13 protein-coding genes and 2 pseudogenes are annotated in these 12,460 nt (G+C 61.8%); 5 read left to right on the top strand and 10 right to left on the bottom strand.

Annotated elements, in window-relative coordinates; all coding sequences use genetic code 11:
• Positions 1–697: 697 nt before the first annotated feature.
• A complete protein-coding gene (locus tag A3M3_RS23905; protein WP_231497318.1) occupies positions 698–2,047 on the top strand; it encodes an APC family permease in 1,350 nt (449 codons plus the stop codon).
• A complete protein-coding gene (locus A3M3_RS0105755) occupies positions 2,044–2,784 on the top strand; it encodes an IclR family transcriptional regulator (protein ID WP_028265550.1) in 741 nt (246 codons plus the stop codon). Before A3M3_RS23905 ends, A3M3_RS0105755 begins: the two co-directional genes overlap by 4 nt.
• A gap of 202 nt (positions 2,785–2,986) precedes the next feature.
• On the opposite strand, the gene A3M3_RS23910 is transcribed toward A3M3_RS0105755, so the two are convergent.
• From A3M3_RS23910 to hxlB, 6 genes are all read right to left on the bottom strand, one after another.
• Positions 2,987–3,979: a glucose-6-phosphate dehydrogenase assembly protein OpcA gene (locus A3M3_RS23910; RefSeq protein ID WP_081736703.1), complete on the bottom strand. Its 993-nt coding sequence runs from the start codon at positions 3,977–3,979 to the stop codon at positions 2,987–2,989.
• The gene (gene zwf / locus A3M3_RS0105765; RefSeq protein WP_028265551.1) at positions 3,976–5,532 is read right to left on the bottom strand and encodes a glucose-6-phosphate dehydrogenase; all 1,557 of its coding nucleotides are present in this window, start codon (positions 5,530–5,532) and stop codon (positions 3,976–3,978) included. The genes A3M3_RS23910 and zwf overlap by 4 nt, the downstream gene beginning before the upstream one ends.
• A 45-nt stretch (positions 5,533–5,577) precedes the next feature.
• Positions 5,578–5,793, bottom strand: a complete 216-nt coding sequence (locus tag A3M3_RS0105770) for a hypothetical protein (protein WP_035741396.1) — start codon at positions 5,791–5,793, stop codon at positions 5,578–5,580.
• Positions 5,794–5,865: 72 nt separating this feature from the next.
• Entirely contained in the window at positions 5,866–6,108 is a 243-nt protein-coding gene (locus tag A3M3_RS0105775; RefSeq protein ID WP_028265553.1) for a hypothetical protein, read from the bottom strand.
• Between the two features lie 74 nt (positions 6,109–6,182).
• Positions 6,183–6,806: a 3-hexulose-6-phosphate synthase gene (hxlA, locus tag A3M3_RS0105780; protein WP_028265554.1), complete on the bottom strand. Its 624-nt coding sequence runs from the start codon at positions 6,804–6,806 to the stop codon at positions 6,183–6,185.
• A gap of 191 nt (positions 6,807–6,997) precedes the next feature.
• On the bottom strand, positions 6,998–7,597 hold the full coding sequence (gene hxlB / locus A3M3_RS0105785) for a 6-phospho-3-hexuloisomerase (protein WP_051423297.1): 600 nt from the start codon (positions 7,595–7,597) through the stop codon (positions 6,998–7,000).
• Between the two features lie 374 nt (positions 7,598–7,971).
• Here hxlB and A3M3_RS0105790 point away from each other — a divergent pair, with 374 nt between their 5' ends.
• The 3 genes from A3M3_RS0105790 (at position 7,972) to A3M3_RS27900 (ending at position 10,553) form a co-directional block, all read left to right on the top strand.
• Positions 7,972–9,792: a glycoside hydrolase family 15 protein gene (locus A3M3_RS0105790; RefSeq protein ID WP_028265556.1), complete on the top strand. Its 1,821-nt coding sequence runs from the start codon at positions 7,972–7,974 to the stop codon at positions 9,790–9,792.
• A gap of 435 nt (positions 9,793–10,227) precedes the next feature.
• Positions 10,228–10,410 (top strand): hypothetical protein, encoded by a 183-nt coding sequence (locus tag A3M3_RS0105795; protein ID WP_028265557.1) that lies wholly within the window; start codon positions 10,228–10,230, stop codon positions 10,408–10,410.
• A complete protein-coding gene (locus tag A3M3_RS27900; RefSeq protein WP_155854296.1) occupies positions 10,407–10,553 on the top strand; it encodes a hypothetical protein in 147 nt (48 codons plus the stop codon). Before A3M3_RS0105795 ends, A3M3_RS27900 begins: the two co-directional genes overlap by 4 nt.
• 173 nt (positions 10,554–10,726) lie before the next feature.
• Here the strand turns inward: A3M3_RS27900 and A3M3_RS29365 are convergent.
• The 4 genes and pseudogenes from A3M3_RS29365 to rpe all read right to left on the bottom strand — a co-directional run.
• Positions 10,727–10,795: pseudogene (locus A3M3_RS29365) on the bottom strand (DUF3151 domain-containing protein); the annotation flags it as partial.
• Positions 10,795–11,044, bottom strand: a pseudogene (locus tag A3M3_RS26860) (class II fructose-bisphosphate aldolase); the annotation flags it as partial. The pseudogenes A3M3_RS29365 and A3M3_RS26860, both read right to left, overlap by 1 nt.
• A 202-nt stretch (positions 11,045–11,246) precedes the next feature.
• On the bottom strand, positions 11,247–11,720 hold the full coding sequence (locus tag A3M3_RS0105815) for a ribose-5-phosphate isomerase (RefSeq protein WP_028265542.1): 474 nt from the start codon (positions 11,718–11,720) through the stop codon (positions 11,247–11,249).
• An 11-nt stretch (positions 11,721–11,731) separates the two neighbouring features.
• On the bottom strand, positions 11,732–12,442 hold the full coding sequence (gene rpe / locus A3M3_RS0105820) for a ribulose-phosphate 3-epimerase (RefSeq protein ID WP_028265543.1): 711 nt from the start codon (positions 12,440–12,442) through the stop codon (positions 11,732–11,734).
• Between the last annotated feature and the right edge of the window lie 18 nt (positions 12,443–12,460).

Here is a 12,460-nt window from a genome sequence, read left to right on the forward strand (position 1 = left end):
ACGGCTTGAGCTTCACTGCTGATAGTCATGATTATCTCCTTGATTGGTCCTGTTCAGGATGAGGATCCCCAAGGCCCGGGCGTCATCAAACACCGCCCCGCGTCATACGCATGTATTCCCGTAGGGGGCAATAGGCACAAAAGGTCCGTGGATTCTCAGGAATGTCCGTCTTTGTTAGAAGCGCTCATCCTTGGTGCAAATGTGGCCGTGCTGAAGATCCCCCCGGGAAACCCAGGTGGGGCCGGAGGGGGACCCTCCGCAAATCCGGCATCCGCTTCTAGAGCGTCGACCGGGCTCTGCTCCGAGCCCTGCCGATGTGATGCCGATCACCGCTTCCTTTCACGTAGCAAAACTACGGCAGTGAATTCATTTAGGCGAGTCATTCATAAAGATTTCACTGAGAAATTCCGGACCACGTTTTCCCACCGCAGTTAACATGTTGGAAACATTCGGAAACATGACAGTGGCTATCGCATACGGCCCGGGAATGCTAATGTTCTGCACCTCGGGCCGATTACTTGCGTCCTCTCAGAAGCAACACGAGCGAGCCCCTCGGCCTGAAAGTTGGTAAATAGTGTCTGCCCGCGGTGACCGCTTCATTACTCCCCGCTCCCCAGTAGAGGGCCTGAGGCGCCGGAAGCTTTCCTTCTTGCCCGTCTTCGCGCAGGCAGTCGCCGGGGTGGCGCCGGCGGGTGCAATGTCCGTCATTCCGGCTCTTGTGTTTCCAGGTCTTGTCTTTGGATCAACCGGACCGAACCTTGTGCTGACATTCGGGGCGGCCATGGCGGTCATCGTCCTGGTTTCCTTCTGTCTGAGACCAATGGCAAAGCGCATGGCTGCCGTCAGCGGCCTCTACAGCTACACAGCCAAGGGACTTGGCCAACGGACGGCAATCACCGCTGGCTGGTCGGCCATGTTCGGTTACGGCCTCGTGGCTATGGCAAGCCTGCTGCTGGTGGGCATATATGTCAGTCAGTTATTCCTCAATCTCGGACTCCCCGTCGGGAATCCCAAGGTGTTCGCAGTGCTGGTCATTCTTGCCGCCGCTGCCGCCGCCTGCCTCCTCATGGTGAGGGGGATACGAATATCGGCGTGGTTCACGCTGTTGATGGAGTCCGTTTCGATTGGAGTCCTCGCCGTACTCATGATTGTCTACTTCGCCTTCAACGCGCCGAAGGTCAGTCTCGGGAGCGTGCTTGCCTGGAACGGAAATTTTGACTCGTTACCGATCGGAATCGTCGTGGCCATAAGCGCCTTCGTCGGCTTCGAAAGCCCGACCACTCTGGGAGGCGAGGCTCACCGCCCCTTCGTCACCGTCCCACGGGCCATCACGTGGACCCCCATCCTGATGGGCGTGCTTTGTCTTATTGCGGTGACCGCCCAGGACGTCGCCCTTAAAGGGGCACCGGTGAACATCGCAGCCAGCTCAACTCCGTTGTCAGCCCTTTTTTCACAGACTTCTCCGCTATCCGCAGCAGTCCTTGACCTGGGAATCGCGGCGTCGTGGTTTGCGTGCGCGATTGCCTCCGTGAACGCCCTCGCCCGGATATTTTTCTGTATGGGCAGAGAAGGCGTTGCACCACGAATGGTCGGGAGGACCCATCCCGTCTTTCGAACTCCTTCAATGGCAATCATGGTCGTCATGCCGGTGGTTGCCCTCGTTCCCATCGCGGTGATCATCTCCGATGCCAGTCCTGATCAGAGCCTTGTAAACCTCTTCATGCTGGGCGCCTACGGATATTTAGGTTCCTATTTGCTTGCCAGCGCTTCCCTGCCCTTCTTCCTGCGCCGGATAGGAGAGAACACCTACGCCAGTTGGATACTGGGAGCCGCAACCTCCCTGACGCTCGGGGCAGTGTTCTGGACGGCTGCGGCGGTATCGATACGCACAGGTAGCCTGCAGGCCGTCATCTATGGCGGCGTGCTCCTCGCCAGCATCCTTTATGCACTGCTTCTGCGCGTTCGCTTGCCTGGGCGTCTGGGGTCCGTAGGCATCTACGACGAGACCCGGGAATTGGACTTGTTTCAAGGCGGGCCCACCCCATGAACTACAGGCCCACACGTTCCAAGCCCAGCACAGCATCAAACCCGCTCCGGATTCTGGAGGTCGTTGCACAGTTCGGCACCGGGACCACGGCAAAAGAGATCACCGACGCCCTGCAGATGCCCCAGGCGACCGCGTATCGGATGCTGAATTCACTCGTCGCGGACGAATACCTGGCCCGTACGTCCGACCTCCGCGGATTCGCGCTCGGACACGCGATTTCGGGCCTGATTACGGCTGCGACCCCGCCAACCGTTACCACCGCGGCCCGCGCCGTCATAGCTGAATTCCGCCATGGAAACCGCTTCGCGGTGCACCTCATCATGTTCCGGAACGCTTCCCTCAGAATCGCAGATGAAGACCCTGATTATCCGCTCCACTCAGTTTACGAAATGCTCCGGTATCCACACGCCTCCGCCGCAGGGAAACTGATGCTCGCTGAACTTGGGGACACGGCTTTCCCTCCGAAAAGACCGTTGATGAAGCTGACACCGCAGACGATCACGGACCTAGGGGTATTAGAAGAGCAACTCGTGGAAATACGGATCACAGGCGAAGCCTCGGAAATCAACGAACTAGAACAAGGAACCGCCAGACTGGCACTTCCAGTGAGACTGCCGGACGGGTCGGTCGGCGCAGCGTTCTGCCTCTCGGGTCCCTCGGAGCGGTTCCCTGCTATCTGTGAACATGCGGAAGCGGCCCGTCAACTGTCGTCTCGACTAGCACCTCTCCTGTTCTGATTGAAGATCGGAACCAAGCTACCAGGCTCCATACACCGTGAAATGGTGGCCGAAGCCGCCGGCGCAGGCCCCCACCAGGGCTCTTTCGTCGGGAAACAATCCCCTGCTTCGAGGTCCGCGCACGGGGGCACGTCCGTCGAGATAGTCTGCGAACGTGCTTGTAGTTCCGGTCGCGTTACTGATGCCAGTACCTGGCTGGCGATTAGACGGCGATCAGTGTCAGTTGGTCGTGGTTGCGGTGTGGTTCCGTGCTGGTGGTGGGTGTCGTGTGGTTTTCGTGGTGCTGTTTTGGGGTGTGTGGGCTGGGTATGGTTTCGCCGAAGACGTCGTCGGGGTGGAGGCGGCGGAGTTCTTCGGCGAGGCAGTCNCGGAGGCTGCGGTGNGGGAGGGTGATCCGNTGGGCGGGNTGNCCNGGTTGGGTGAGTTCGGCGATGGTGTGGCCTGGCCGGTGCAAGCGGATGTCACCGGTGGGCAGGGTCAGGCGGACGCCTCTGATCCCGTGGTTGGTGGGGTCCGGGACGATGGTGACGGGGGCGTCCAGGGCCCGGCGGAGCCAGGCGGCGAGGAGGATGGTGCTGGGTGAATCGGAGGCGCCCTCGACCTCGATCGCCGTGACGGACCGTGCGTCTACTTGGTCCAGGGCGGCGGCGAGTTGGATGCGCCAGTTGCTCAGGCGTGTCCAGGCGAGGTCGGTGTCTCCGGCGCGGTAGGTTTCCCGGATCCGGGCCAGTGCTGCTGCGGGGTCGGGTTCGTTGGCGGAGTCGGTGATGCGGCGGTGTGCGATGCGTCCGATGGAGGTTTCGCACGCGTTCTCGGGGGCGCCGTGCGGCCACCAGGCCACGATGGGTGCGTCGGGCAGGAGCAGGGCCGCGACGAGGGATTCGCTTTCCTTGGCGAGTTCCCCGTAGCCGCGCAGCACGATGACTTCGGAGGCTCCGGCGTCNCCGCCGACCCGGATCTGGGCGTCCAGTCGGGTCGGNGCGTGGGCGCCGGCGTCNGCGAGGACGATGATGCGGCAGGGGTGTTCGCGGCTGGCGTCGTTGGCTGCCTCGATGGCTTCTTCTTCCAGCCCGGAGGTGGTGACCACTACCAGGGTCAGGACCCGTCCGAGGGCGATCACGCCTCCTTGCTCGCGCAGGGAGGTGATCTTCTTGGAGATCTTGGAGGTGGTGGTGTCCGGCAGGTCTACGATCATGGCCTTCTCCAGGTTCGTCCGTCGCGGGCAAGCAGNTCATCGGCCGAGGCCGGGCCCCAGCTGCCGGGAGCGTAGGGTTCGGGTTGTTCGTCCAGGGACGCCCAGTAGTCCTCGAACGGGTCAAGGATCTTCCAGGACTCCTCGACTTCGGCGTGCCTCGGGAACAGCGGGGGTTCGCCCAGCAGCACGTCCAGGATGAGCCGTTCGTANGCTTCGGGGCTGGACTCGGTGAAGGAGTGCCCGTAGCCGAAGTCCATGGTCACGTCGCGGACTTCCATCTGCGTGCCCGGGACCTTGGACCCGAACCGGATCGTGGCGCCCTCGTCGGGCTGGACCCGGATGACCACGGCGTTCTGACCGAAGTCATCCTCCCCGTGCCCGCGGAAGAGCAGGTTCGGTGCGCGTTTGAATACCACGGCGATTTCCGTGACCCGGCGCCCGAGACGTTTACCGGCACGCAGGTAGAACGGTGCCCCGGCCCAGCGCCGGGTATGGATGTCCAGGCGGATCGCGGCGAACGTCTCGGTCTTCGAATCAGCCGGGATGCCGTCCTCGTCCAGATACCCCTGGACCAGTTCCCCGCCTTGCCAGCCGCCGGTGAACTGGCCCCGGGCCGAGTGGGTGGACAGGTCCTCGGGCAGCCTGACCGCGGCCAGGACCTTTTCCTTCTCGGCCCGCAGGTCATCGGCGTTGAAGGAAATCGGCTCTTCCATGGCCGTCAACGCCAGCAACTGCAACAGGTGGTTCTGGATCACGTCCCGTGCCGCCCCGACACCGTCGTAATAGCCCGCACGGCCGCCCGTGCCGATGTCCTCGGCCATGGTGATCTGGACATGGTCCACGTAGTTCGCGTTCCAGAGCGGTTCGAAGAGCTGGTTCGCGAAACGCAGCGCCAGGATGTTCTGGACCGTTTCCTTGCCCAGGTAATGATCGATGCGGAACACCGCGTCCGGCGGGAACACGGACTCCACAATGTCGTTCAGCTGCCGGGCGGACTCCAGGTCATGACCGAACGGCTTCTCGATCACCACCCGCCGCCACTGCCCGTCCCCGGCCCGGGCCAGGCCGTGGCGGGAGAGCTGCCGGCAGACCTGCTCGAAGGCCTTGGGCGGAATGGACAGATAGAACGCATGGTTCCCCCGCGTCCCGCGGGTCTCGTCCAGCTCGTCCAGAGTGGCACTCAGACGCTTGAACGCCTGGTCGTCATCGAACTCCCCCTGCACGAACCGGATACCCTCGGAAAGCTGGCCCCAGACGGCGTCGTCGAACGGGGTCCGGGAATACGCTTTGACGTTCTCCCTGACCTCGTTGGCGAAGTCCTCGTTGCTCCACTCGCGCCGGCCAAAACCGAGCAACGCGAAGCTTGGCGGCAGCAGGCCCCGGTTGGCGAGGTCGTACACGGCGGGCAGGAGTTTCTTACGGGCAAGATCGCCGGTGACTCCGAAAAGAACCAGCGATGACGGCCCGGCGATGCGGTTCAGACGGCGGTCCCTCGGGTCCCGGAGGGGGTTATGCCCGGACCTGACACCCGCATCAGGGTAAGTGAGAGACATTGTTGCCTTCTAGCCTTTACGAGCGGTGCGGCCGTCGACCGACGGTCACGAGAGGATCTGCTCGCGGGTCTCACCAAAGGGAACCGTGTCGCTGAGCGCGAGCGTGTATCGATGAGGATCATGGCGGGTGACCAGGATGCCTCGAATTTTTTGGGGTAGCGCTACTTGCCGGAGCATGGCTTCTGCATCGTCGAGCAACTCCTCAAGCTGAGCAGGCTCGGTAACGAGGACTTCCAAATGCTCCACGGTCTGACCGAGCATGCTACAGCTTCCTTCCCAGGGACCAGGGTCCCCCCAATGTGCCACCCCTCCTACGGGGGGGCGGGGTGTGTCTTAGATCGGATACAGCGTGATGGGATCATCACGAACAAACAGACGGCGGGAGCCGGTGCCGTTCTCGATGACCCAGAGCAGGTGCCCGTCCTCGGCACGGTCATCGACGAAGGCTATATACAGGAACGAACCACCGGACCAGACTTCGAGACAATTCCCGCGCTGCAGGGAAGCCCATTCCTGGACAGGCTGCCGCTTGGGTGCCCTGCGCCTTCCTCCGGCTGTCTTAAGTGTCTGACTCATGCCTGGCCCTTACGCCCAGAGCAGGTGGCGTCCCGCAGCCCCAAGGCCCCGGGACGCCACCGTAACTCGGATGCCTAGACGATCGCGGCGCGCAGCGCCTTGGCTGCCAGTGCCGGGTCGGCTGCACCGTAGATCGCGCCACCGGCGACGGCGACATCAGCGCCGGCCTGCTGCACGGCGGCGATGGTGGACAGGTTCACGCCACCGGCCACGGAGAACGGAACACGCGCTTCGGCTCCGGCACTGAGCAGACCGTTCAGGTCGTAACCGGGCTGAGCCTGCTCGTCCAGGCCCGCGTGCATCTCGACGAACTTCGCACCCAGCGCACGGACTTCCTTCGCACGGCTAACCTTGTCGGCCACACCGATAAGGTCAACCACGATGCCCTTGTTGTGGGCCTTGGCTGCCTTGACCGCACCGGCAATGGTGGAGTCATCAGCGCTACCGAGCACCGTAACCAGGTCCGCGCCGGCCTTGAAAGCGATATCGGCTTCAAGCTCCCCCGCGTCCATGGTCTTCATGTCAGCGAAAACAATCTTGTCCGGGTGGGCTTGCTTCACAGCAGTGACGACAGCAAGCCCGGCAGCCTTGATCAACGGGGTACCCAACTCAATGATGTCNACGTACTCGGCGACCTTGCCGGCCAGTTCGAGAGCGTCTTCGGTCGTGAGAAGGTCCACGGCAACTTGGAGTTTCATGATGATTTATCTTTCTGTAGGGAACTGCAGAGATGGTGATGGAAAAACACGGGCCCCGCCAAACCAGGGACCAGCCAAACCAGGGGCCGGCCAGACCAGGGGCCGGCCAGACCGGGGCCGGTAACCCGGCGGGGTTATACAGGGGGGTTACCGGGGTTATACAGGGGGTTACCGGGGTTATACAGGGGGGGTTATTCGAGGTTGGCGTGCCTGAGCCACAGCTGTTCGGCCGGTTCGTCGGCGTTTTCCCACAGCGACTGGAACAAAGCCTCGGTAGCCAGGAACAACACCTGCTCGAACAGGGAACCGGAATACTGGCGCGAAACACTCGAACCATGATCGGTCTTCTGCGCGGCAGGAATGATCACCAACGCGTCAGCCAGCCCGGCCAGCGGCGATTCCCGATTAGTGGTGAACGCGGCAATCCGCGCCCCGGCCTTCGCCGCGGTCTCCGCGGACTTGACCACACCCGAGGTCGTTCCCGACCCCGAAGCCACCAGCAGCAGATCCCCGGAAGCGATCGCCGGAGTCGTGGTATCCCCGGCAATGTGGACCGTCAAACCCAAATGCATCAGCCTCATCGCGGCCATGCGCAACACCAGACCACTCCGGCCCGCCCCGGCAACGAACACCCGACCCGGCTGACCAAGATGCCCCGCCAGACCGGCCAACTCCTGCACATCAATCTTGGCCGCGGTGTCCGCGATCTCATCCCTGACAAGCGCCAAATTACGCACAATATCACTCGTAGTGCTATACACCGCACGCGTCGCGTTAGCTGTCGGATTCACGATTTGGTCCCTTCGATTCGGCAATCGGCCATAAAGACCGAATGGGTCCTTCTGATTGATATCCATGATCTCGAAGCAAACGGGCAGGGGTAACGCTATTTTCTGACGGTTCTAACTACCCTTAAGGACTGGGGTATGGGGAACAGCCTCCGGTAGACGGTCCGAGCGCGTGAAACGCGCCAGATCCGGCTGCGCCGGTGGTTCCTTGACCAGAATCTCGCCTGAGACAATTCGTGGACACGGCTATTGCCGTGATTGGCCGGGAAGGTGTGGCGTGGGCGACGGGTCTATCGCCGCTACCGGGCTGGTGGTTGCGTGTTGATGGGCATATGGCGGGCCTAACCGAATGTGGAGAAGTTGTGATTGAGTGGAGCATGGCTGCACTCATAGAGGACTATGCGTTGCTATCGGATCTTCAGACGGGGCCTCTTATATCCCGGGACGGCAGTGTGGACTGGCTCTGTTTCCCGCGTTTCGATTCGCCGTCCGTGTTCAGTGGAATTGTGGGCACCGATGAGCATGGCCGCTGGTTGTTGGCTCCGGGCGAATCGGGTGCTGTGGTTGTCGAGCGCTACTATCTTGACTCGACCTTCGTGCTTCAAACCATCTGGGAGACCGGTGGGGGAAGGGTCCTGGTTACCGATTTCATGCCGCTGGGGGATAACGGTTCCTCCCTTATCCGCCGGGTTACCGGTTTGGCGGGCAGCGTTGAGATGCATCAGGAGCTTCGGATCCGCCCGGGATATTCAACGGTCGTGCCTTGGGTGAGTCGTGTCCGGGACAATGCGCCGACGGCGGCGCCGGTCCTGTTGGCGATGGCCGGTCCGGATGCTCTGGCGCTAAGAGGACCTCATCTTCCACAAGCCCATGCGCACGGGCACGAGGGAAAATTCCTCATTTCAGAGGGCGAGAAGGTGGATTTTGAACTAACGTGGTTCCCCTCCCACCGTCCCCTGCCAGCAGCGGTTGACGTTGATGCTGCTCTTGAAGAAGCTACTGAGTACTGGAGCCGTTGGGGAAGCCACTGCCGGCAAGACGGCGCCTATGGGAGTGCGGTGAAACGTTCGTTGTTAGTCCTGCGGGCCCTGACGCATTTTGAAACCGGCGGCATCGTCGCAGCTCCCACGACGTCCCTCCCGGAGGATTTCGGCGGATCACGGAACTGGGACTACCGGTATTGCTGGTTGCGCGATGCGGCCCTGACGCTGGAATCGATGCTGACCCACGGTTATGAAACCGAGGCGCTTCAGTGGCGCAACTGGCTCCTTCGGGCACTGGCCGGCAACCCCGAGCAAATTCAGATCATGTACGGGGTCGGGGGAGAACGGGAACTTCTTGAACGCGAGCTCAACCACCTCCCCGGATATGCGAACTCCAAGCCTGTTCGCATTGGAAATGCGGCCGCTTCACAGTTCCAGGCCGATGTTGTCGGCGAAGTGATGGTGGCATTGGAAAGACTGCGTATGGCCGGAGGCAAAGAAGACCATTTCTCCTGGGCCCTTCAGCGGGCCCTCCTGGGATTCGTCGAAAGACACTTCGATGACAAGGACTTCGGCCTTTGGGAAATGCGCGGCCAGGCACAATACTTCACCCACTCACGAGTGATGATGTGGGCCGCCTTCAACAGCGGGATCCGGGCAGTGCGGATCCACGGACTATCCGGAGATATAACGAAGTGGGAGCATCTGCGTGCCCGGTTGCGCGAAGAGATAATGCGCGAGGGATTCGACCGCAGGATCGACTCCTTTACCCAGACCTACGGCGGAGGCCAAACCGACGCTGCGTTACTCGTCATTCCACAGGTCGGTTTTCTCCCCTACAACGATGAGCACATGCTCGGCACAGTCGCACGGCTGGAAAAAGAACTCCTCACCGACGACGGTCTCTTGCTGCGCTATCGAACAGAGAGCGGCGTTGACGGCCTGGAACCGGGCGAACATCCTTTCCTCGCATGCTCTTTCTGGCTCGTGGAACAATATGCCCGCACAGGCCGTCAGGCCGAGGCAACAATGCTCATGGACAAACTCGTCGGGTTCGCCAACGAGCTCGGCCTGCTCAGCGAAGAATACGCAACGAACGAACGACGGATGGCCGGCAACTTTCCCCAAGCATTCTCACACCTGACCCTCGTCAGAGCCGCCGACGCCATCCACGGCGTCGACCGCCTCAGCCTGGCCGTCAACACAGCAGTTTGATACCTGGCCGGCCAGTGCAATGACCAGGCGCTGGATCAGGGGCGTGGTCTTCCGGACTCGTTCGAGCATGGCCCCGGCAGCAGTTGAATAGTCATCCGCAACATCCCTTCGCTGTACGAACTCAATGGGTATTCTCTCAGCCGGGCCAACAGGGTGTCCTGTGTCAAGGGAACAAACCCTAATCCCTATCAGGGGACAGAACTGTGGAATCCGGAATGCTTCATCAAGTCTTCAGCCGACACCGGTCAAACGCAGCTCGGGTCAAGAACCCAGGACGTAATTGATTCGCCGCGCCCGCGATCGGGCAATGGGCGATCCAGTCGACCCACCCAAAAAGATAGTCTTGACCATCCTGAATTAGCGTATCCCCTACCCGTAAATGGCTGGACGATAGATGCACACCCGACGCAGTTCCCTGCAGAAAGAAGCATCATCATGAAACTCCAAGTTCCCTTGGATCTCGTCACCGTCGAAGACGACGCCCTCGATCTGGCCGGCGAGGCCTATGCCACGGCTGACGACCGGATCTGGATGCACGAGACGGCCCAGAGCTACCTCACACCGCTCACCACGATCGTCGATTCGCATTTCGGCCTCCCGAAGAAGGTGGCGGCATGAACGAGGCAGAGCGGCGTCTCGCGCAAGCCGCGTACCTGCTCCGCAACATGCTCGCCGCAGGCGTGATCGACGTCCCTCAAGTATTGGGAATCCTCGAAGGCAGACCTCAGCTTCTCCTCGTGGAGGAGGGCAAAGCGGCATGAGTGAAAGGACATTGCATGGCTGAGCGAGTCCAGGACCTCCAGCGCAAGCAGAAGCACGGCAAGACCGAACTGCTCCCCTCCTCGGCAGGCTGAACCAGAAGCCGACATCGCCTTCAACGCCTGTGCCGGCCTGGTCACCGTACTCGGGTCCGCCGATGACTATGCCCCTTGCAGACCTTGGTCTCGGCCGGCAGGAGCGTCGGTTCGGGACCCATCAGGTTCTTGCCGAATTCGTCGGACATTAGAAGGTCTTGCCTACCGATCCGGGCTGCTTTGCGGCTTCCACGATCCGGGCAGCCCTGTCTGCCTCCGCCGAAGCGCCCCGGACAAGATTCATCTTGATGACACCATAGGAAACAGCATCCGCGACCTCCTGCTCGGTGGAACCCGAGCCCCTGTGGAACACCGGATTGGAACACCAGATCAAACGGGTTGTCCTTGCCGTTGCCCGGCTTTTAGACGCCGTGGACGTTGCCGAAGGTCGATGCCGTCTTCCTCGCCGCCGACCGTGCCGATTTCAACCTGTTCTGCGATGCCGGGCTGCAATTAGGGTGCCCTCTCCACTCACTGCGAGGATCCCGTCGATACGTTTTGGGCATAGAAAGTCGGGTGGCGTTGAGTTCCCACTCGGCCTGCCCAGAATTCATTCCGCTTTGGCGGAACCCGCGCCGGGTCCACGGGTGGGGTGCTGGTTTAGTTGGTGATTTCGCCGGTGGTTTCGTAGGTGGCGATTTGGCTGATGCGGCGTTCGTGGCGTTCGGCGTTGGTGAATGGTTCGGTGAGGAATGCTTTGATGAGTTCGGTGGCTTCGTGGACGGTGTGTTGGCGTCCGCCGACTGCGACGACGTTGGCGTTGTTGTGTTGGCGGGCGAGTTTGGCGGTGTCCAGGTTCCAGGCCAGGGCTGCGCGGACGCCTTTGACTTTGTTCGCGGCGATTTGCTCGCCGTTGCCTGAGCCGCCGAGCACGATTCCGAGGGCGTCCACGCCTGCGGTTTGGTCGGCCACGACGGCGGTAGCGGCGTTAATGCAGAAGGCCGGGTAGTCGTCTTCGGCGTCGTAGGCTGCGGGTCCGTGGTCTATCATTTCGTAGCCGTGGGCGGAGAGGGTGGTGATGAGGTGGGAGCTTAGTTCCATACCTGCGTGGTCGGTTGCGATGTGAACGCGCATGGGGGTGTCCTTCAGGCTTGCCGGGGTTCGGGGGTGGTTGTTTTGGAGGCGAAGGCGAGTTGGCCTTTGGCCCGGAGTGCCTCGATCGCGTCGGCGGGTGAGGGTTTGCCGTAGACGGCTGATCCGGCCACGAAGACGTTGGCGCCGGCTTCGGCGGCGCGGGTGATGGTTTCCTCGGTGATGCCGCCATCAACTTGGATGGCGACGTTCACTCCGGAGCCCTGGACCGCGGCGCGGGCGCGGCGGATCTTGGGGAGCATGACGTCCAGGAATGCCTGGCCGCCGAAACCAGGCTCTACGGTCATGATCAGGAGCATGTCCAGTTCGGGGAGCATGTCCAGGTAGGGTTCGACCGGGGTGGCCGGGCGCAGTGCCATGCCTGCCTTGGCTCCTCGTGCGCGTAGCTCGCGGGCGAGTTTGATGGGGGCATCGGACGCTTCGACGTGGAACGTGACCGAGTGCAGGCCGGCGTCGGCGAACTGGGGCGCCCACCGGTCGACATTGGAAATCATCAGGTGGGCATCCAGCGGAACGGGACTGACTTTTTGTACCCGCTCCACGACGGGCAGACCGATGGTCAGGTTCGGCACGAAGTGGTTGTCCATGACATCGACGTGAACGGCGTCGGCGTTGCTGATGCGGGCAAGCTCGGCTTCGAGGTTGACGAAGTCAGCCGAGAGGATGCTGGGGTTGATGCAGCAATTCCGGGGTGAACTGGACATGGTGTCTGCCTTTCGGTA

Origin of the sequence: Arthrobacter sp. MA-N2 (assembly GCF_000517125.1) — a bacterium.
GTDB classification, from domain to species: Bacteria; Actinomycetota; Actinomycetes; order Actinomycetales; family Micrococcaceae; genus Arthrobacter; species Arthrobacter methylotrophus.

Bases quoted from the DNA above. Each gene is read 5' to 3' on its own strand.
- A3M3_RS23905 (WP_231497318.1), top strand. From the start codon at position 698: ATGTCCGTCATTCCGGCTCTTGTGTTTCCAGGTCTTGTCTTTGGATCA.
- A3M3_RS0105755 (WP_028265550.1), top strand. From the start codon at position 2,044: ATGAACTACAGGCCCACACGTTCCAAGCCCAGCACAGCATCAAACCCG.
- A3M3_RS0105770 (WP_035741396.1), bottom strand. From the start codon at position 5,793: ATGCTCGGTCAGACCGTGGAGCATTTGGAAGTCCTCGTTACCGAGCCT.
- A3M3_RS0105775 (WP_028265553.1), bottom strand. From the start codon at position 6,108: ATGAGTCAGACACTTAAGACAGCCGGAGGAAGGCGCAGGGCACCCAAG.
- A3M3_RS0105790 (WP_028265556.1), top strand. From the start codon at position 7,972: ATGGCTGCACTCATAGAGGACTATGCGTTGCTATCGGATCTTCAGACG.
- A3M3_RS0105795 (WP_028265557.1), top strand. From the start codon at position 10,228: ATGAAACTCCAAGTTCCCTTGGATCTCGTCACCGTCGAAGACGACGCC.
- A3M3_RS27900 (WP_155854296.1), top strand. From the start codon at position 10,407: ATGAACGAGGCAGAGCGGCGTCTCGCGCAAGCCGCGTACCTGCTCCGC.
- A3M3_RS0105815 (WP_028265542.1), bottom strand. From the start codon at position 11,720: ATGCGCGTTCACATCGCAACCGACCACGCAGGTATGGAACTAAGCTCC.
- rpe (WP_028265543.1), bottom strand. From the start codon at position 12,442: ATGTCCAGTTCACCCCGGAATTGCTGCATCAACCCCAGCATCCTCTCG.